Below are 19,003 nucleotides of genomic sequence, written 5' to 3'. Positions count from 1 at the left end.
AGATTTTGATGAGTATAGGTATGATTTGACCGAGAATATTAAATATTGCAACTACAAACTTAGAAAAAGCAAAAAACCTTTCAGATCAAAACGACCTGAAAGGTTTCAAAATAACTAACTAAAAAATCTTATTGCTTCACGACCTTCACTACTTTGCTTCCTTTTTCAGTAGTGATTTTGAGGAAGTAGATTCCGTTGGATTGGCTGACGGTGTCTAATACTTTCTGATTGCCTAAAACCGTTTGCAGTACGCGACCCTGAACATCATACAAAGAAACCATTTGGATATCGGTATCCGCCTGAATATTGATTTTAGAAGTTGTCGGATTCGGATACACGCTGATGCTCTGATCCAAATCAAATCCGGCGTTGCTTAATGTGGCGAAAACGGTTTCTGCTGTATTGGTTGTTACCGGAAGGCTGTAATCAAAATAAATATTGGCTACTTTCGACACGACATTATTGACGACCAAATCATTATTAGTCCTAATTTTGAATAAAATATCGCCATGACCTCCTACGGGCGGATTGCCACTTTTGGCGTCAAGATCAATTCCTTCAAAAATAAATTCTACAATATTGCCCGCAATTCGCGTATAGCAATGATGCGAAGCGCTTAACAATTGTACGCTGTTGATATCATATTTTGTAGTATCAATTTCGATTCTGATCACGACATTCTGGGCAAGATAAGTTCCTGTATTCTCAAAATTCACCACATAATGTAAGTAGTTTCCAATTTCAACTGGAGCGACTGCCGTTCCCTCAATACAAGTAATCGAATTCGGGTCAACCAAAGCCGCAACGGTTTCGTGGTAAGTAAACTGATTGTCGGCCGGATTTTCATCAATCGCTACCGGATTTAGTGAAGCACTGAAATCTAAAATAGTCCCAACGCTTGCGGCTGGCGAATTCACATGCAGCGTGACATAAAAACTTCTGCTTTCAAAAGGTAATAAATCGGTATAATTCCAGTTTAAAACGCCTGTATTTTGAGCATTGGGCGCCAGGGTTGCTGACACGAAATCCAAAAGCGCATCGTCATAATTGAAAGTTACGTTGCCCGAAACTGTCAGGTTTCCTTTGTTTCGGTATACCATTTTATAAGTGGCATTATCGCCCGGTATGGCTATATCAATCGGTTCGATGACCACTTCTAAATCCTGATGGCTGCCGTTCGGCACGATGCAGAAGTTTTGTGTATTGATACTTTGATCAATACTCGGAAAAGAAAACGTCGCGATGGGTGGCGAAAAGTTAAACCACGTAGGATTTTCAGTTTCAGGTGTGATGTTCAAATTTCCTGCCGTCGTATAGAAGTTATAATTTCCTTCAGCATCAGTGAATGTCGCACCTTGATTTCCGCCGTCGTTGATTTTTACTTTTATAAATTGTTTTGGCAAATCATTGGAGTCGCAACCGTTGTTGTTGGCATCCAGTTTAATTTGTCCTGTGATCGAATTGTAATAGCCACCGGGAACGAACGAACAATAAGTATTGAATACGACATTCCCATTATTGACATTCGTACTTTGACTTAAAATCAGACCAATAGCGGTTAATTTTGCTTCATCAGTACAGATAAAAGTCAAAATCGGATTTTGGCTCCAGTTATAATAGCTGTTGGTATCAATGTAAGGATTCCCGTTTTTGATATTGATACTGCTCAAATTGTTGTAAGAACAGCTCAAAGCCCGTAAGTTAATGGCTGTAGAAAAATCCAAACTCGTCAATAAATTATGATCGCATAGTAAGTAAGTAAGACCCTTTAATCCTGTAAAATCAATGGCTGACAATTGATTGTATTGACAGTATAAACTGTTTAGACTGATCAATCCGCTGATGTTCAGGCTGGTTAAAAGGTTGTTATTACAACTAATACTGGTCACATTATTGGAACCCGTAAAATCTAAAGTGGTTAATTGATTGTTATCAATACTAACAGACAATAAACTTGGATGGTTGGTTAAATCTATTGTGGCGAAATAATTATTGTAAGCATAAAAGGTCGCTAAATTATTTAATCCAGAAATATCTATCGTAGTAAATTGATTTACACTGCAATCAAGATAATTCAAACTCGACAAACCGGTCATATTCAATGCTGACAACGAATTATATCTACAATCCAGGTGTTCTAGCAAAGGCAACGCGCTTAAATCTAAATTCGTGATGTAAAAATTTAAAGAGCAATCTAAGTATTTCATGTTAGGCACGTTAGAAAAAGTAATCGATGTACTTTGGTTGTATTCATATTCAAGATACTCAAAATTGGGCAAGTCATTTAAACTTAAAGTATGAATTGAATTAAAATTGCAAACTAATTTCTTTAAAATCGATAAAGGAGCAACATTGAGTGATGTCAGCTGATTTAAAGAACAGTTCAGTTCTTCCAATTGAGGGAAAGCCGTAATATCAAGAGCAGTCAACAAGTTGTTGGAACAATAAAGAAATTTCAGGTTTGGAAAATTTACTAAATTTAGTGTAGTCAACTGGTTGTAAGAACAGTCCAGATAAGTCAAGGAAGTCAAACCATTAACACTAAAGCTGCTCAAATTATTATTATTGCATCTCAAAACAGTAAGGTTGGTAAACGCTTCAATTCCGGTCAAATTAGCGATAAGCGCATAACTGACATTCAACTCACCGCTATAGGCAGCAGCTTCTGTAACTTGAATTTCATTGTCGAAATTAGTATCTACTCCGAAGGCAATTATTCTAGCTTTGAAATTGGCATCAGGAATATATACGTTATTCGGATTATTGATGATCAATTTAAAACTTGTGATATTGGCACAATTGGGTGAGGCTGGGTCGAAAACCCTAATTCCGATGGTTTGCGGACTGCTGGTATTGACGTAAGTGGTCGGATTTCCGATCGGATTACTATTACTTTCGGCCTCTGCCAGACTCGCAAAGAAGGTAAATTGTACATTCGTATCACTGTTGATAATACTATTTTGGCTCGTCAAATCGAAAACAGCATTGTTAGTCGCACTATTCTGAACCAAGTCTGGCGCCTGATTGGCATTGATGCCACTGATCACCGTAATCAATGTCGAATAAGTACTGGCACATTGTCCGACTGATGGAGTGAAAATATAAGTTCCCGTGGTGTCTAAAGTTGGTGACCAAGTTCCTGCAAATCCATCATCGGAAGTGGTGGGCAATTCAAAACCAGCACAAACCGAAGGCGGGATTGAAAATGTAGGTGTTACACTAGTTTGATTGAACACCTCTACAGAAACTGTATTGGAGGTGCATCCGGTGCCGCCATCAATAGCAACAACAGAGTAGCTGCCTGCAGCCAAAGTTGAAAAACTGCCAACATTACCAGGATCTATGGCGGCCGCTGGAAAATTTGTCCAAACATAAGTAAGCGAATTACCTGAACTTACCGAAGTGGATACGATTGCCGGATTGCCATCACAAATAGAAGTGGCATTTACGGTCACTACTGGACTTGGAATAAAAGAAACATACACTGCTGCTTGACTGGAGACGCAACCCGATGCAGCATCTGTAGCGATCACGCTGTAATAACCTTCAACATTTGTATTAAAAGAAGTTACACTACCAGGATTCGTAAACCCAACAGGTGTTGTATAGAAATAGTTGTACAAACCTGGAGGACTTGCTGTTGTTGTCACCGTAATATCAAATCCTACACAATTTGTGTTATTGAACATACTAACCGAAGGCTTTTGACTGACAATCAAACTTAAAGTAGTAAACGAAGGAAGGCCCGGGTCAGCAACGTCCCACGCCCTGATGTAAATAGTCTGATTGAAAGGCGTGGTATTGGTAAACGGCTCCGCTAAATCAATGGAATTAATTCCTGCTTGAGCGTCTTCTGAGGTTCTATGATAAGAAACCAAAGTACCCGCTTGAGTGATGATGGTAGGCGTTTTAACATTAATATCAAAAGCCGCAATACCATTGGTATTGTCATCGCAAACTTGATACGGTGTCGGCGTGTTGATAACAGGTTGCGCATTTACCATCCCGGTAAACATCAGCAGTAACCATAGCGTTTTTTTCATATTGTCGGTGTTGTATAGTGTGTTCATGAGTTCTGTTTTTTAAAGTGCCTTAATCAGTTCCTGCAATTTTTCCCTTTTACTCTGCGCAATCGGAATGTTGGTGTTGTCGGCCATAATCACATAACCGCCATCGGTCTTGATGTACGATTTCAGAAACGACAGATTGATCAGATGCGATTGGTGAATGCGTTCAAACCCATGCTCGGTCAGCATTTCCTCATATTCTTTGAGCGTTTTCGAAATCAGTACCGGTTTATGGTTCTTAATGAAAAACTCGGTATAATTCCCTTTGGCTTCCAGTCGGATGATGTCGGCCACGTCAAAAAGATGGATGCCGTCGCTGGTCGACAGCGCGATGCGTTTGAAATTATCGACTTTCCTGCGAATGTTCTCGAGCAACAAATCGATATGATCGAACGATTTGGTAGACGATGAAATGGCTTTGATCTTCATCATCGTATCCTGCAATTCCTCAGGATCGATGGGTTTGAGGATAAAATCGAGCGCGCTGAACTTAAACGCTTTCACCGCATATTTTTCGTGCGCGGTAATAAAAACGATGTGCGAGGCGATTTTTCCATTGGTTTTTTTCAGACGTTCGAGAATATCGAAACCGGTTCCGTCACTCAAATGAATGTCGAGAAAAATCACCTGTGGTTGCAACTTTTCAATTGCGATGATTCCGGTCTTCACGCTTTCGGCTTCCCCGATGATGTTGATGTCATTGGTGTAGCGCGCGAGCAGTGCTTTAAGGCCTTCGCGTAAATGTTTGTCGTCGTCTATGAGTATGGCTGTGATCATATTTTTATGGTTTGTTTTTATTGTATGTATTGGATAGGTAATCTTAAAATCACTTTTGTTCCTGTGACTTCATTGTTGCTCGTCAGTTCCTTAATGTCAATCTGTGCTGATTTCAAGGTCGTGGCTTCCATAATTTCGAGCCTTTTTTTGGTGATTTCAAGCGCCATCGATTTGTGCGCCGTCACCGAATCTTCTTTCAGATGTTTCGATTTTGAGAGTCCGATGCCGTCGTCTGAAATGCTGCAGATGAATTGTCCGTTCTGCACATCGAAATGGACTTCGATTGTTCCGTTGCCTTCTTTGGGAACCAAACCATGCAGGATCGCATTTTCTACGAAAGGCTGAATCAAAAGTGGCGGAATGCCCATATTGAATTCGACTTTATCACTGGAGTGGATTTCAAACGTAAACTTATTGTGAAACCGCAACTGCTCCAATTCGAGGTAATTCTGTAAGCTCTCGATTTCCTTATCAATCGGAATCAAAGAACCTTTCGAATATTCAAGGGTAAGCCGCATCAATTTTGAAAACTTCGACAAATATTTCAAAGCCGAATCCGTTCCGTTCTGCACAATAAAACTCGAAATCGATCCAAGACAATTGAACACAAAATGCGGATTCATCTGCAAATGCAAAGCTTTCTGTTCGTATTCGGCCACTTCTTTCTGCAACGTCAACCGGCGTTTGATTTGTCGGCGATTGTAAGTCACGAAAATCAATCCGGCCAACAATAAGACACCGATGATCGAGAAGATCGTAAACTGCGTATTTCGTTTGGCACGCTCCGAAAGGACGGCAGTTTTTCTTTTGTACTCCGATTCCATTTCCGAGCGCAGGATTTTTTTGTTGTTTTCCTGGTTCGTAATGCTGTCGCGCGCCGCGATGTAATTCTTGTAATGGAAAAACGACAATTCGAGGTTGTTTTGATCACCGTACAATTCACTAAGTAATTTTTCAGAATGGTAAGTCTGATCTAAAATGCCGATTGCTTTGGCATATTCTAAAGATTTGTTCGCAAAGACAAGCGCCTCATCGTATTTTTTGAGGTCGCGATGGAGTTGCCCGAGATTGTATAACGCTAAGGATGCGCCGAATTTGCTCTGCATTTCCTCATACATCGACAAAGCCGTGGTGTAATATTGTGTGGCTTTGGTGTAGTCTTTTTGTGCTTTGTAATAATCGCCAAAGTAGTTGTTCAGCAAAGCAAAACCGCGTTTGTTGTCCATTTTTTGGAACAGCCTTTCGGCTTTTTGATAATACTGAAACGCTTGGGTTTTGTTGCCTTGCTCGGCATAAATCACACCGATATTGGTCAGCGTCACCGCTGCGGTCTGCTCGCCTATTTCTTCTTGCAACTTGAACGCCTTCTTAAAATATTCAAGTGCCTTCGCATTGTTTTGCTGGGATTTATAAACGATACCGATATTGTTGTACGCTTTAGAAATATTGATCTTCTGCCCTATATCGAGGTAGATTTTCAAAGCTTTCTGATACATTTCGAGCGCCATATAATAATTGCTTTCCTGCGAAAACACGATGCCTTGGCTTGCAAAAGCCCTTGCCAAACCGTTTTGGATGCGCTTGGTTTCGATTTCCGTATTGGCATTTAATAAAGTTTCAAAAACGGCTTGGGCTTTTGCGAAATATTCGTTGGCTTTGCGATAATTACCTAAAATGATATTGGAATTTCCAGAATTGACAAGCGCATTGGCCAGCCCGAAATCGTAATCGAGTTTTTGTGATAAAGCCGCAGCTTTCAAAGCATACGAAGCCGTAGAATCCGGATTGGATTCTTTGTATTTGTCGGCAATCGAATTCAGGACATTGACTTTGGCCGTATCAATTTTGACTACCGAAAGCACGCGTTTCAAACTATCAACCGCCGTGGAAGAGGTTTGTGCAAACACGCTCATGCCTGTAAGCAAAATAAGAAGCGATAAGTAGTTTGTATTTTTCACAACAGTCCGATTTAATTTCAATTCAAATATAGTCGAACATCATTGTAAAAAATGAAGCCATTTAGTAATAGCTGCGTTTGACTTAGTAACTGGGCGTTTTCACCTATTATTCCTTTTACAGGCTTATATAAAAAAACCTTTCAACTCGTTTTTAAGGAACTGAAAGGCTTGTAAAATAGGGCGAAGCCAGAATTATTCTTTAATAATTTTCTCGACTTTGCTTCCTTTGTCTGTAAGCACTTTGAGGAAGTAAATTCCTTTAACATACGTGCTGATATCGAGATTTGTTTTTGAATCATTGACCAAACGAGAATTGATGATTCTTCCTTGCGCATCAAAAAGCTGTATTGATTTTATAGTATTATCGGCACTAACAGAAACTTGATATTTCGTTGGATTTGGGTAAACCGCAATAGCATGATCCGCATCGAAAGTTGTTGTCTTTAACAGTTGGAATGTAGAAGTCGCCGTATTGGTTGCCACCGGGAAGTTATAATCGAAATAAATTTGCGCTTGGTTCGAAACGTTACTGCCAATTGTAAGACCGGTTTTGGTTTTGATTTTAAAAACGACATTGCCATGAAAGGTCGGGGCCAGATTGATATTGTCAAACATAAACTCCACTTTGTTTCCTGTAATTTTTGTGACTGCCGGATGCGAAGTGCTTAAAACTTGTAAAGTACTAATATCAAATTTTGTCGTGTTGATGCTATCTTTCACTACGATTTTTTCTGCTGTTGCCGTTCCTGTATTTTCAAAGTTGATGCTGTAATGCAGGTAATCTCCAATCTTTTCGGGGCTGATCACATTGCCTTCAAGACAGGTTTTGTCGTTTGGATCGAAAGAACCTACTACAGTTTGATGGTAGGCGAAAGTATTGTCTTGTGGCGTTTCATCGACTTCTGACGGATATGATGATACTATATAATTCAAAGAATCTCCATTATTCACAGCTGGCGTTTCCATCGGTCCATTGACATTCAAAGTGACTTCAATACTTCTGGATTCGAAAGGCATCAGATTGATGAAATTCCAATTAATTTGACCCGAAGCTTGTGTCAATGGGTTTTCAGAAGCCGATACAAAATCTAAAACAGCATCATCGAACTGCAAACCTACAACGCCTTCCGTGTAAGCATAATTACCTTTATTTTTGTAGGTAATTTTATACTGGGCGTCAAAACCCGGTCGTGCGTTGGTTAAGGGCGCTATGATCACTTCTATATCGGGATGAAAACCATTAGGTTTAACACAGAAATCTCGGATCTGCATGCTATTATTGTTTGATTGGAAATCTACTGTCGCACTGCTTGGATCAACTGTAAAATAAAGTGAATTTTCAAAAACGGGAGTAAGCGTAAGATTAGGCTGCTGAACATAGAAAGTATAGACGCCATTTAATGAAGTAAATGCAGCACCAGCCGAAACACCATCATTAATATCGATCTTCATATTTTGAAGAGCAGGGTCGCTTAGACTACATCCATCTTCATTGGCATCAAAACGTACTGATCCGACAATGGTGTTGTAACTACCCCCAGGCGAAAGCGAGCAATAAGTACTTACCGAAACGTTCTGCATATTGCTTTGGGCTAACAAAGCCAGAATGGTATCTTCTTCGGTTTCGTCGACACATATACTTCTCAAGTTCGGATTATTATAGAAAGAATTGCTTAAATTCCCATCAATCATATTGGTTCCATTTTTTAGATTGACAAAATTTAGGTTGTTGTCATTACATAGTAAAGCCCAAAAATGTGGATTGTACTGAAAATCCAAAGACGTAATCGCATTGTTGCGGCATCTTACTGTATATAATTTATGCAATTCGTCCGTATTCAATGTAGTCAATTGGTTATTGTCGCAAAAGATATGCATCAAGTAAAAATTATCTGGTGCAAAAGTCAGAGAAGTAAGTGTATTGTCACTGCAATCAAAATTGATAACATGGGGAGAATTCGTCAAATCCAAACTGGTTAATTGATTATGATCGCAATATAAATACCATACCCAATGAGGTAAGACAAGACTTGTAAGTTGGTTGTAAGAACAGCTTAGTCCGCTCAGATGGTCGAGCGTCGAAAGGTCAAGTTGTGTCAGGTTATTATGTTTACAGCTTAAGTTGATAAGGTTCGTAAAGTATTCTATACCGGTGAGATTACTGATATTGTAACCTTCAAGATTCAGACCTCTTACCATTAGTGCCTCATCCACTTGAATTTCCCCATCATTATTACTGTCAATAGTCATGTAGGCACCGCCTTCGTTGGCTGATGCAATTTGATTATCATAATTAGCCGAAACCAAAATCTGCTTAAAATTCGCATCAGGAATATTGACAATTTGTGCCTGAATGCATATTGTAAAAAATATTAAAGGGTAGTATAGTTTTTTCAAAATCTCTGAATATTAAACGTTTAAAAATTGGATTTATAAAAGTACTAAAAACATTTGAGCATAGGATATAAAAAAACCTGACTCATTTTAGCTGAATCAGGTGTTTATAATTTATTTTGATATAATCTTACTTAAACGCTTTCAATCCCGGGAAATACGCAGTGTCGCCCAATTCTTCCTCGATGCGTAGCAACTGATTGTATTTTGCCATACGATCCGAACGTGATGCCGAACCCGTTTTAATTTGACCGCAGTTTAATGCCACCGCTAAATCCGCAATCGTATTGTCTTCAGTTTCACCCGAACGGTGCGACATTACAGAAGTGTAGCCCGCGTTTTTCGCCATGTTTACCGCGGCAATCGTTTCGGTTAAAGTTCCGATTTGGTTTACTTTTACAAGAATAGAATTTGCAATTCCTTTTTCGATACCTGTGGATAAACGTTCCACATTCGTTACGAACAAATCGTCGCCGACCAATTGGGTTTTACTTCCGATGAGTTCGGTTAAGTATTTCCAACCTTCCCAATCGTCTTCCTGCATACCGTCTTCAATAGAAATGATTGGATAGTTCGCAGCGAGTTCGGCAAGATATTCCGCTTGTTCTTTAGAAGTTCTGATTTTTCCGGTTTCGCCTTCGAATTTAGTGTAGTCGTATTTTCCGTTCACATAAAATTCAGACGCAGCACAATCCAAGGCGATCATGATCTCATCTCCGAATTTGTAACCTGCATTTTCTACGGCTTTTTTGATCGTATCCAGAGCATCTTCTGTTCCGCCAGCGAGATTTGGAGCGAATCCACCTTCATCACCAACGGCTGTCGATAAATGACGGTCGTGCAATACTTTTTTGAGGTGGTGGAAAATCTCCGTTCCCATTTGCAAAGCTTGTGAGAAAGAAGTCGCTTTTACAGGCATGATCATAAATTCCTGAAACGCAATCGGCGCATCGGAATGCGAACCACCGTTGATGATATTCATCATCGGAACCGGAAGCGTATTGGCAGAAACCCCACCGACGTATCGGTATAAAGGCATGCCCAATTCATTTGCGGCTGCTTTGGCAACGGCTAAAGAAACGCCTAGAATGGCATTGGCGCCAAGATTAGATTTGTTGGCTGTGCCGTCTAATTCGATCATTCTTTGATCGATATGATTTTGTTCGAAAACAGAAGTGCCGAGCAATTCTTCGGCTATTTTGGTATTGACATTTTCAACGGCTTTGAGCACACCTTTGCCAAGATAAGCTTTTCCGCCATCACGCAATTCTACGGCTTCGTGTTCTCCGGTCGAAGCTCCTGATGGTACTGCGGCTCTTCCGAGAACTCCGTTTTCGGTAACTACATCCACTTCAATCGTAGGATTTCCTCTGGAGTCAAAAATTTGTCTTGCGTGGATTTTGATAATAATGCTCATGTCTGTTATTTTAAATGTTGAATTATAAATTTTGAATGGAAGTTTTAACACTTGTTTACAAAGATATTTAATCTTCAATCATGTTTCTTTTTTTATAATGAATGTTATCAACGATAACGATTTAGTTCTTTTGGGATTCAATATTTTCTATGAATTGATCGAACAGATACGAAGAATCGTGCGGGCCCGGACTCGCTTCGGGATGGTATTGCACCGAGAAGCAATTTTTGTTTTTGAGACGCATTCCGGCTACTGTATGGTCGTTGAGATGTAAGTGTGTGATTTCCATTTCCGGATGCTGTTCCAGCGCTTCTTTGTTAACGGCGAATCCGTGATTTTGAGATGTGATTTCGCCTTTTCCGGTGATGATGTTTTTCACGGGATGGTTGATACCGCGGTGTCCGTTGAACATTTTATAGGTTGGAATTCCGTTCGCCAACGCAATCACTTGATGGCCGAGACAAATTCCGAATAAGGGTTTGTTATTTTCTAAAATATCCTTCGCGACCTGAATCGCCCCGAACAATGGATCCGGATCGCCGGGGCCGTTAGAAAGGAAATAACCATCGGGATTGAATTCTGCCAAATCCTTGAAAGTCGCGTCGTAAGGAAACACTTTGATGTAACAGTCGCGTTTGGCAAGGTTGCGCAGGATGTTGGTTTTGATGCCTAAATCTAAAGCTGAGATTTTGTATTTGGCAGTTTCGTTGCCAAAAAAATAAGGTTCTTTGGTGGAGACTTTGGATGCGAGTTCCAAACCTTTCATATCAGGCACTTGAGCGAGTTGGATTTTTAAATCTTCAATGGAAGTTCCGTCGGTGCAAATGACAGCATTCATGGCGCCGTTGTCACGGATGTAACTCACGAGCGCACGCGTATCGACGTCGGAAATGCAGATTAGGTTTTGCTTTTTGAAATAATCTTCGAGGCTTTCAGACGCATTTTCTCTGGAATAATTGAAGCTGAAATTCTTGCAGACCAAGCCCGAGATTTTGATGGAATCAGATTCAACTTCGTTTTCGTTGACGCCGTAGTTTCCGATGTGCGGATTCGTGGCGACCATGATTTGTCCGAAATAAGAAGGATCAGTGAAGATTTCCTGATAGCCGGTCATTCCGGTGTTGAAGCAGACTTCTCCAAACGTGGTTCCGGAGATTCCGATAGATTTGCCGTGGAAAATGGTGCCGTCGTTGAGTAAGAGGATGGCGGGTTGTCTTGTTGTGTAGTTCATTTTGCAGTAGTTGTGTGGCGCAAATTTAAACTTTTAGAACTTAAAATTGTAGATTGATTTATGAAATCTTTTCAAATATTATTTAGCCCACAAAGACTAATTTCATTAGATAATTGACAAATCGATTATTTATTTATACTTTAACGTTATGAAAAAAAACTACATATTATTTTTGAGCATTGCTTTTGTGTGGAATTTGAATGCACAAATTGTAAATATACCTGATGCCAATTTTAAGAACAAACTATTATCTTCAGATCCGAGTAACGAAATAGCAAAAGATTTAAACGGAAATTATTTTAAAATTGATAATAATAGTGATCAAGAAATACAAATAAATGAAGCAGCCAATGTAAGTGCTCTAAATATATCAGATGCTTATATTTCATCTTTAGTTGGTATCGAAAGCTTTATTAATTTACAATTTTTAAATTGTGAGAACAACCAAATCAATGCATTAGATGTAAATAGCTTGAATAATTTACTAGATCTAAACTGTATAAATAACCAACTTACCATGTTAGAAGTAACTGGTTTAAGTAATTTGCAAAGTTTAAATTGTGGGAATAATCAAATTACTATTTTAGGATTAAGTGGTTTGAATAATTTAAAAAATCTAATTTGCAGTAATAACCAACTCTCTACATTAAACACCGTAGCGTTGAGCAATTTACAATTTCTTGATTGTCGCTATAACCTACTCACTGAAATAGATTTACAAAACTTAGGCAGTTTACAAGAATTAAATTGTGAAGACAATAATATCAATACGTTAAATGCAAGTGGTTTGAGTAATTTACAAACTATGCATTGTGGTTACAACCATCTCACCACATTAAACATAGCTAGTAGTTTAAACTTACAAGCGTTATATTGTAATAACAATGATCTGACTACATTAAATGCAAGCGGTTTGAGTAATTTGTTGTATTTAGATTGCACTTATAATCAACTCAATGTCTTAAATTTGGGTGGTTTAAATAATTTACAGATGTTGGAATGTAGATATAATCAACTCACAACATTGAACGCAAGCGAAACCCCGAATTTAGTGTTTTTAGGGTGTCAAAACAATTACCAACTATCTTCTTTATATATAAAAAATGGCGCTAATGAAAGTCTAAATGCAAACCACAACAATAACATTAATTATGTTTGTGCGGATGAATTCCAATTATGGGCGATCGACAGCCGTATTAGCAATCCCAACTGCGTCATTACTTCCGACTGTAATTTATCGGTTACAGAAGTAACCATTCCAACGAACAAAATAAAAGTGTATCCGAATCCTGCCAAAAACATTCTAACCATAGAAGTTGACGCTGTCATAAGGAATGTAAGCATTTATAATTTGCTGGGGCAAATAATTTTAGTATCTGAAACGTCAATCGTTGATGTTTCAAACATAGAACCAGGCTATTATTTAGCAAAGCTATCAACTGACAAGGGCAATTTCAACACGCGATTCATAAAGGAATAATTATAGCAAAAAAAAAGGACAAACTTTAAAAGTTTATCCTTGATTTGTATTGAATGATGAAATTCATTATTCGGCTTTTTCTTCGGTGTTATCCTCAGCGGCTGGTGCTTCTGGAGCTTCCGCTTCTGGAGTTTCAACTTCAGCTACTGGAGTTTCCACCACCGCTTCTTCAACGATTGGCTCTTCCACTTTTGCTTCTGGAGCTTCAGCAACCGGAGCGGCTTTAGGAGCAGCAGCTGGAGCTGTAGTAGCGCCTTTAGCTTTTCCACCACGACGGCTTTTTGCTTTTTTCTCTTCTTTTTTACCACCGTTGTATAGTTCGTTGAAATCTACAAGCTCGATCATCGCCATATCAGCGTTATCTCCCAAACGATTCCCCACTTTGATGATACGTGTGTAACCACCCGGACGATCGCCTACTTTAGCAGCGACGTCTCTGAACAAGTCAGTTACGGCATATTTGCTACGCAAGTAAGAAAAACAGATACGACGGTTGTGGGTTGTATCTTCTTTTGATTTTGTAATAAGCGGTTCAACGAATTGTTTTAACGCTTTGGCTTTAGCAACAGTGGTGTTGATACGTTTGTGCTCGATTAGAGAACAAGCCATATTAGCAAGCATTGCTGCTCTGTGACCTTTCTGTCTGCTTAAGTGATTGAATTTTTTTCCGTGTCTCATGACGTGTTTTTTAAAACTTCATCTTGCTCAATCCGCTTTGGAGAGCAAAATATGAAGTCATTTATTCTTTATCTAATTTGTATTTGGCTAAGTCCATTCCGAAGGTAAGATTCTTCACAGCGACCAATTCGTCTAATTCTGTCAAAGATTTTTTACCGAAGTTACGGAACTTCATCAAGTCGTTTTTGTTGAAAGACACTAAGTCTCCTAAAGTATCTACTTCTGCAGCTTTCAAACAGTTTAGCGCACGGACTGAAAGGTCCATATCGACTAATTTGGTTTTAAGCAACTGACGCATGTGCAATGATTCTTCGTCGTAAGACTCCGTTTGTGCAATTTCGTCAGCTTCTAAAGTGATTCTTTCGTCAGAAAACAACATGAAGTGGTGGATTAAAACTTTGGCTGCTTCGGTCAACGCATCTTTTGGATTGATGGAACCGTCAGTCTTGATTTCGAAAATCAGTTTTTCGTAATCTGTTTTTTGCTCCACACGGAAATTTTCAATCGCGTATTTTACGTTCTTTACAGGCGTAAAAATAGAGTCAGTGAAAATGGTTCCGATCGCCGCATTCTGTTTTTTGTTTTCTTCTGCAGGAACATAACCGCGCCCTTTTTCGATCGTTAGTTCGAAATTAAGCTTGATTTTGCTATCTAAGTTACAGATCACCAATTCTGGGTTCAGCACTTGGAAACCTGAAATGAATTTTTGAAAATCACCCGCAGTAAGTTGGTCTTTCCCTGTTACAGAAATGGTCACAGATTCGTTATCTACGTCTTCAATCTGACGTTTGAAACGCACTTGTTTCAAATTAAGGATGATTTCGGTAACGTCTTCAACAACTCCTGAGATAGTAGAAAATTCGTGGTCTACACCTTCAATTCTGACAGAGGTGATTGCATATCCTTCTAAAGCGGAAAGCATCACTCTTCTAAGTGCATTACCAACGGTCAATCCGTAACCTGGTTCCAAAGGACGAAATTCAAATTTCCCTTCGAAATCGGTAGAATCGATCATGATAACTTTATCGGGCTTCTGAAAATTAAATATTGCCATAATTTCGACTAAGTCAATTATTATTTGTTGTACAATTCGACGATTAACTGCTCTTTGATATTTTCCGGAATCTGCAATCTTGCAGGAACCGAAACAAAAACACCTTCTTTCGTATCGTTGTTCCAAGTGATCCACTCATATACATGAGAGGAGTTCGCCAAAGAACGCTCGATAGCTTCTACTGATTTTGATTTTTCACGAACGGCTACTTTATCGCCAGCTTTTAAATGGTAGGATGGAATGTTTACCAATTCTCCATTTACGGTAATATGTCTGTGAGAAACGATTTGACGGGCAGCACGACGAGAAGGAGCAATACCCATTCTGTACACTACGTTGTCAAGTCTTGCTTCACAAAGTTGGATTAAAACTTCACCTGTAACTCCACGAGCTGCAGATGCTTTTTCGAAAAGGCCTCTGAATTGTTTTTCAAGGATTCCGTAGGTGTACTTCGCTTTTTGCTTTTCCATTAATTGGACAGCATATTCCGATTTTTTACCTCTTTTTTTCGCCATTCCGTGTTGTCCCGGCGGGTAATTTCTTTTTTCGAAGGCTTTGTCTTCTCCGAAGATTGCTTCGCCGAATTTACGGGCGATTCTTGTACTTGGACCAGTATATCTTGCCATTTTTAATTGTTTAAGACAGCGATTATGAATTCAGGTCTTATCCTTCGATAATCGTGTTCCTGTCTAGGTTATACTATAAATTTTGAGTAATTAAACTCTACGTCTTTTAGGAGGACGACATCCGTTGTGCGGCATTGGTGTAACGTCGATGATCTCAGTTACTTCTACCCCACTGTTATGCAAAGAACGAATCGCAGACTCACGTCCGTTTCCTGGTCCTTTTACATAGACTTTCACTTTTTTAAGTCCAGCTTCCATCGCTACTTTACTACAATCTTCTGCGGCCATTTGGGCTGCGTACGGAGTGTTCTTTTTAGAACCTCTGAAACCCATTTTCCCAGCTGAAGACCAAGAGATCACTTCACCTTTTTTGTTGGTTAATGAAATAATGATGTTGTTGAAAGTGGCACTAATATGAGCTTCACCCGTTGATTCAACGATAACTTTACGTTTTTTTGTTGTTGCTTTAGCCATATTACTTATTATTTAGTTGCTTTTTTCTTGTTCGCAACAGTTTTTCTTTTACCTTTTCTCGTTCTGGAGTTGTTTTTAGTTCTTTGTCCTCTTAACGGAAGACCAGATCTGTGACGGATTCCTCTGTAACATCCGATGTCCATAAGACGTTTGATGTTTAAGGAAACTTCAGAACGTAGTTCACCTTCAATTTTGTAAAATGAAACGGCCTCACGAATTGCTCCAATCTGGTCATCATTCCAATCTTGAACTTTAATGTCTTCGCTTACATTAGCTTTTGCCAATACTTCGCTTGCACGACTTCTGCCTACTCCGAAGATGTAGGTCAAAGCGATAACTCCTCTTTTGTTTTTCGGGATGTCTACCCCTGCTATTCTTGCCATAACTATCCTTGTCTTTGTTTAAATCTAGGATTCTTTTTGTTGATTACGTATAATCTGCCTTTTCTGCGTACAATCTTGCACTCGGCACTTCTTTTTTTAACTGATGCTCTTACTTTCATTGTAAATTGCTTTATGCTTTATGCTTTATGCTTTAAGCTTATTGCCTACAGCCTACAGCCTACAGCCTTTTAATATCTATAAGTAATTCTTGCTTTTGACAAATCGTAAGGGCTCATTTCCAGTTTCACTTTATCACCAGGTAATAATTTGATGTAATGCATGCGCATCTTTCCGGAAATGTGGGCAATTACTATGTGTCCGTTTTCTAATTCTACACGGAACATCGCATTCGAAAGGGCTTCGATGATGGATCCGTCTTGTTCTATTGCTGATTGTTTTGCCATAAAATTAAGCTACCGCTTTTCTGTTTTTACCGCTTTTCATCAAACCGTCGTAATGTTTGTTCAATAAGTATGAATTGATCTGTTGGATCGTATCGATCGCCACACCAACCATAATGATTAAAGAAGTTCCTCCAAAGAACATCGCCCAAGATTGTTGCACACCAAAACTTACTACAATGGCTGGGAACACAGCAATCAAGGCAAGGAATAATGAGCCAGGGAATGTGATCAATGACATGATGTGATCTAAGTAGTCAGAAGTTTCAACTCCGGGTCTGATACCTGGAATGAATCCGCCGCTTCGTTTCAAATCATCCGCCATCTTGTTGGTTGGAACCGTAATCGCAGTATAAAAGAACGTAAACACAACGATCAACGATGCAAATACGAAATTATACCAGAATCCAAACATATTACTGAAGGCACCAGCAATAGACTGAGAAGTTTCAGATTGAGACAACCCTGCCAATGCTGCCGGTATAAACATAATGGCCTGAGCAAAAATGATTGGCATAACACCAGATGCATTTAATTTCAAAGGAATCCATTGTCTGTTACCGCCCATCATATCTTGTTCAAAATCACCGGTGGTCGTACGACGTGCATATTGTACCGGTATTCTTCTCACCGCCATGACTAAAAGTACACAAGCGATAATTACCAATAACCAAATAATCACTTCGATAACCAATAGCATTGGGCCTCCGTTGTTATTTGTAATTGTAGAAGTAAATTCCTGAATGAAAGCCTGTGGCAATCTTGCAAGAATCCCGACCATGATCAATAATGAGATTCCGTTTCCGATTCCTTTGTCGGTAATCTTTTCCCCAAGCCACATCGCAAAGATGGTTCCTGTAGTCAAAATCAAAACTGAGGAGAATAAGAAACTGAACGAATCAAATCCTAACATGAATGCGCTACCTGGCAAAGTTCTGTAAAGGTTATAGATATAACCAGGACCTTGTACCAAGGTAATCAGGATCGTCAACCAACGTGTAATCTGGTTGATTTTTTTTCTGCCGCTTTCGCCGTCTTTCTGCAATTTCTGAAGATAAGGAATCGCAATTCCCATCAACTGAACCACAATAGACGCCGAAATGTAAGGCATGATCCCAAGTGCAAATACAGAAGCTTTCGAGAAAGCACCTCCTGTAAACATATCGAGAATTGAACCAATACCATTTTTAGTCTGGCCTGCTAAACTGTGTAACTGTGTAGCATCAATACCTGGAAGAGTCACGTGTGCTCCGAAACGATAAACTAAAAGCAAACCTAACGTAAGCAAGATTCTGTTTTTCAGTTCCTCGATTTTCCAAACATTGGCTAATGATTCAAAAAATTTCTTCATCGTAATAGAAAAATTATAGGGTTACAGCTTCTCCTCCGGCAGCTTCGATAGCGGCTTTTGCAGTTGCAGTAAATTTGTGAGCAGATACTTTCAATTTCGCTTTTAGTTCGCCTCTACCTAAAATCTTAACGATTTCATTTTTGGTAGCCAAACGGTTGGTTACATAGACTGTCATGTCAACAGCATCAGTAACAATTCCATTATCAACTAAAGCTTGCAAAGTATCTAAATTTACACCTTCGTATTCTTTACGATTGATGTTGGTGAAACCAAACTTAGGTACACGTCTTTGAAGTGGCATCTGACCTCCTTCAAAACCAATCTTTTTAGAATAACCAGAACGCGATTTGGCTCCTTTGTGACCTCTTGCAGCGGTACCACCTTTTCCAGAACCTTCTCCACGACCTAATCTTTTATTCTGATTGTGCGTAGAACCTTCAGCAGGTTGTAAGTTACTTAAATTCATAACTGTATAGTGTTATTTAACTTCCTCAACGGAAACTAAGTGTTTAACTTTATTTATCATTCCAAGGATCGCAGGATTAGAATCGTGCTCTACAACTTGGCCCATTTTACGTAGACCTAAAGCTTCCAAACCTCTTTTTTGTGTAAGAGGACAGTTGATTTTACTTCTAACTTGTTTTACTAATAATTTAGCCATAATTTCCTTGAATTAACCTTTAAAAACTTTCTCTAAAGAAACGCCTCTTTG

16 protein-coding genes and 1 pseudogene are annotated in these 19,003 nt (G+C 39.2%); 1 reads left to right on the top strand and 16 read right to left on the bottom strand.

The window, feature by feature from the left end; translation table 11 throughout:
- Window positions 1-128: 128 nt before the first annotated feature.
- From Q0058_RS07930 to carA, 6 genes are all read right to left on the bottom strand, one after another.
- On the bottom strand, window positions 129-4,070 hold the full coding sequence (locus Q0058_RS07930; RefSeq protein ID WP_298222649.1) for a leucine-rich repeat domain-containing protein: 3,942 nt from the start codon (window positions 4,068-4,070) through the stop codon (window positions 129-131).
- Window positions 4,071-4,082: 12 nt separating this feature from the next.
- Entirely contained in the window at window positions 4,083-4,844 is a 762-nt protein-coding gene (locus Q0058_RS07925; protein WP_298222647.1) for a LytTR family DNA-binding domain-containing protein, read from the bottom strand.
- 17 nt (window positions 4,845-4,861) lie between these two features.
- The gene (locus tag Q0058_RS07920) at window positions 4,862-6,802 is read right to left on the bottom strand and encodes a tetratricopeptide repeat protein (RefSeq protein WP_298222645.1); all 1,941 of its coding nucleotides are present in this window, start codon (window positions 6,800-6,802) and stop codon (window positions 4,862-4,864) included.
- Between the two features lie 192 nt (window positions 6,803-6,994).
- Complete coding sequence (locus Q0058_RS07915) at window positions 6,995-9,199, bottom strand: T9SS type A sorting domain-containing protein (RefSeq protein ID WP_298222643.1); 2,205 nt, start codon at window positions 9,197-9,199, stop codon at window positions 6,995-6,997.
- 127 nt (window positions 9,200-9,326) lie between these two features.
- Window positions 9,327-10,613, bottom strand: coding sequence for a phosphopyruvate hydratase (gene eno, locus Q0058_RS07910; protein ID WP_298222641.1), 1,287 nt, complete (start codon window positions 10,611-10,613; stop codon window positions 9,327-9,329).
- A gap of 121 nt (window positions 10,614-10,734) precedes the next feature.
- Window positions 10,735-11,844 carry a glutamine-hydrolyzing carbamoyl-phosphate synthase small subunit gene (gene carA, locus Q0058_RS07905; protein ID WP_298222638.1) on the bottom strand — a complete coding sequence of 370 codons (1,110 nt, stop codon included), beginning with the start codon at window positions 11,842-11,844 and terminating at the stop codon, window positions 10,735-10,737.
- A 148-nt stretch (window positions 11,845-11,992) separates the two neighbouring features.
- Here carA and Q0058_RS07900 point away from each other — a divergent pair, with 148 nt between their 5' ends.
- Complete coding sequence (locus Q0058_RS07900) at window positions 11,993-13,324, top strand: T9SS type A sorting domain-containing protein (RefSeq protein ID WP_298222635.1); 1,332 nt, start codon at window positions 11,993-11,995, stop codon at window positions 13,322-13,324.
- A gap of 255 nt (window positions 13,325-13,579) precedes the next feature.
- On the opposite strand, the pseudogene rplQ reads toward Q0058_RS07900, so the two are convergent.
- The 10 genes and pseudogenes from rplQ to rpmD form a co-directional block, all read right to left on the bottom strand.
- Window positions 13,580-14,002: pseudogene (gene rplQ, locus Q0058_RS07895) on the bottom strand (50S ribosomal protein L17); the annotation flags it as partial.
- A 61-nt stretch (window positions 14,003-14,063) separates the two neighbouring features.
- Window positions 14,064-15,056 carry a DNA-directed RNA polymerase subunit alpha gene (locus Q0058_RS07890; RefSeq protein WP_298222631.1) on the bottom strand — a complete coding sequence of 331 codons (993 nt, stop codon included), beginning with the start codon at window positions 15,054-15,056 and terminating at the stop codon, window positions 14,064-14,066.
- A 20-nt stretch (window positions 15,057-15,076) separates the two neighbouring features.
- Window positions 15,077-15,682 (bottom strand): 30S ribosomal protein S4, encoded by a 606-nt coding sequence (gene rpsD / locus Q0058_RS07885; RefSeq protein ID WP_298222629.1) that lies wholly within the window; start codon window positions 15,680-15,682, stop codon window positions 15,077-15,079.
- 90 nt (window positions 15,683-15,772) lie between these two features.
- Window positions 15,773-16,156, bottom strand: coding sequence for a 30S ribosomal protein S11 (rpsK, locus tag Q0058_RS07880; protein ID WP_298222627.1), 384 nt, complete (start codon window positions 16,154-16,156; stop codon window positions 15,773-15,775).
- Between the two features lie 8 nt (window positions 16,157-16,164).
- Complete coding sequence (gene rpsM / locus Q0058_RS07875) at window positions 16,165-16,539, bottom strand: 30S ribosomal protein S13 (protein ID WP_298222625.1); 375 nt, start codon at window positions 16,537-16,539, stop codon at window positions 16,165-16,167.
- Window positions 16,540-16,541: 2 nt separating this feature from the next.
- Entirely contained in the window at window positions 16,542-16,658 is a 117-nt protein-coding gene (gene ykgO / locus Q0058_RS07870) for a type B 50S ribosomal protein L36 (protein ID WP_073370549.1), read from the bottom strand.
- A 69-nt stretch (window positions 16,659-16,727) separates the two neighbouring features.
- The gene (infA, locus tag Q0058_RS07865) at window positions 16,728-16,943 is read right to left on the bottom strand and encodes a translation initiation factor IF-1 (protein ID WP_007136545.1); all 216 of its coding nucleotides are present in this window, start codon (window positions 16,941-16,943) and stop codon (window positions 16,728-16,730) included.
- A gap of 4 nt (window positions 16,944-16,947) precedes the next feature.
- Window positions 16,948-18,291, bottom strand: a complete 1,344-nt coding sequence (gene secY / locus Q0058_RS07860) for a preprotein translocase subunit SecY (protein WP_298222617.1) — start codon at window positions 18,289-18,291, stop codon at window positions 16,948-16,950.
- Window positions 18,292-18,304: 13 nt separating this feature from the next.
- Complete coding sequence (rplO, locus tag Q0058_RS07855) at window positions 18,305-18,757, bottom strand: 50S ribosomal protein L15 (protein WP_298222615.1); 453 nt, start codon at window positions 18,755-18,757, stop codon at window positions 18,305-18,307.
- A gap of 12 nt (window positions 18,758-18,769) precedes the next feature.
- A complete protein-coding gene (rpmD, locus tag Q0058_RS07850) occupies window positions 18,770-18,952 on the bottom strand; it encodes a 50S ribosomal protein L30 (RefSeq protein ID WP_121312865.1) in 183 nt (60 codons plus the stop codon).
- Window positions 18,953-19,003: the final 51 nt, after the last annotated feature.

This window comes from Flavobacterium sp., assembly GCF_027484705.1.
In the GTDB taxonomy this organism is placed as follows: Bacteria; Bacteroidota; Bacteroidia; order Flavobacteriales; family Flavobacteriaceae; genus Flavobacterium.
This window is presented reverse-complemented; position numbering and strand designations above follow the sequence as displayed.

What these genes read in the sequence shown, in the direction of transcription:
- Q0058_RS07930 (WP_298222649.1), bottom strand. Translation starts at nt 4,070, where the DNA reads ATGAACACACTATACAACACCGACAATATGAAAAAAACGCTATGGTTA.
- rpsD (WP_298222629.1), bottom strand. Translation starts at nt 15,682, where the DNA reads ATGGCAAGATATACTGGTCCAAGTACAAGAATCGCCCGTAAATTCGGC.
- rpmD (WP_121312865.1), bottom strand. Translation starts at nt 18,952, where the DNA reads ATGGCTAAATTATTAGTAAAACAAGTTAGAAGTAAAATCAACTGTCCT.
- Q0058_RS07900 (WP_298222635.1), top strand. Translation starts at nt 11,993, where the DNA reads ATGAAAAAAAACTACATATTATTTTTGAGCATTGCTTTTGTGTGGAAT.
- rpsM (WP_298222625.1), bottom strand. Translation starts at nt 16,539, where the DNA reads ATGGCAAGAATAGCAGGGGTAGACATCCCGAAAAACAAAAGAGGAGTT.
- Q0058_RS07925 (WP_298222647.1), bottom strand. Translation starts at nt 4,844, where the DNA reads ATGATCACAGCCATACTCATAGACGACGACAAACATTTACGCGAAGGC.
- ykgO (WP_073370549.1), bottom strand. Translation starts at nt 16,658, where the DNA reads ATGAAAGTAAGAGCATCAGTTAAAAAAAGAAGTGCCGAGTGCAAGATT.
- eno (WP_298222641.1), bottom strand. Translation starts at nt 10,613, where the DNA reads ATGAGCATTATTATCAAAATCCACGCAAGACAAATTTTTGACTCCAGA.
- secY (WP_298222617.1), bottom strand. Translation starts at nt 18,291, where the DNA reads ATGAAGAAATTTTTTGAATCATTAGCCAATGTTTGGAAAATCGAGGAA.
- infA (WP_007136545.1), bottom strand. Translation starts at nt 16,943, where the DNA reads ATGGCAAAACAATCAGCAATAGAACAAGACGGATCCATCATCGAAGCC.
- rpsK (WP_298222627.1), bottom strand. Translation starts at nt 16,156, where the DNA reads ATGGCTAAAGCAACAACAAAAAAACGTAAAGTTATCGTTGAATCAACG.
- rplO (WP_298222615.1), bottom strand. Translation starts at nt 18,757, where the DNA reads ATGAATTTAAGTAACTTACAACCTGCTGAAGGTTCTACGCACAATCAG.
- carA (WP_298222638.1), bottom strand. Translation starts at nt 11,844, where the DNA reads ATGAACTACACAACAAGACAACCCGCCATCCTCTTACTCAACGACGGC.
- Q0058_RS07890 (WP_298222631.1), bottom strand. Translation starts at nt 15,056, where the DNA reads ATGGCAATATTTAATTTTCAGAAGCCCGATAAAGTTATCATGATCGAT.